General features: G+C 57.7%; 1 protein-coding gene. It reads left to right on the forward strand.

What is annotated here, in order from left to right; translation table 11 throughout:
• Positions 1-413 (forward strand): hypothetical protein (locus EII42_RS13115; protein ID WP_158676521.1); only part of this gene is annotated, 413 nt, incomplete at its 5' end.
• Positions 414-520 lie beyond the last annotated feature (107 nt).

Here is a 520-nt window from a genome sequence, read left to right on the forward strand (position 1 = left end):
AAACCCTCCCCAAACTCTTCAACGGCCTCCCCATCGACCAATTCAACCACCCAGAAACCCTCGGCAACCTCCCCCTCAACCCCCAAGCATCCCTCATCACCATCTACGTCGGCAGAGGCACCTACGGCGGCAGCGGCACCTACGACAAAAACTTCAATCTCAGAGTGGACCGTGGGCTCAGCAATCACGACTTCTACATCATGGCGGTCAAGCGCATGGTAGACCCGCAACACTACGGCCGCCTCACCTGCGGACACGACAAAACCTACTACAAAAGCTTCTGCTGCGTGGCCTACGGTGAGGACGCCTTCATCGAGGGCGAATCCAGCGGTGTGACCCGCATCAGCGACGAAGAAATCATCGCGATGACCAACGAATACCTCGACCACGCCCTCAACCTACGAAACCCATAATGCCCACCACCCACCAACCCTGGCTAGCCGTCAGAGACTGTAAGGAAAACGGTGTGTGAGGGTCTGGCCTGATCCGAGAGGAGATGGCCGTGTCTGACACGACTGAC

The organism is Tessaracoccus sp. OH4464_COT-324 (assembly GCF_003932855.1).
In the GTDB taxonomy this organism is placed as follows: domain Bacteria; phylum Actinomycetota; class Actinomycetes; order Propionibacteriales; family Propionibacteriaceae; genus Arachnia.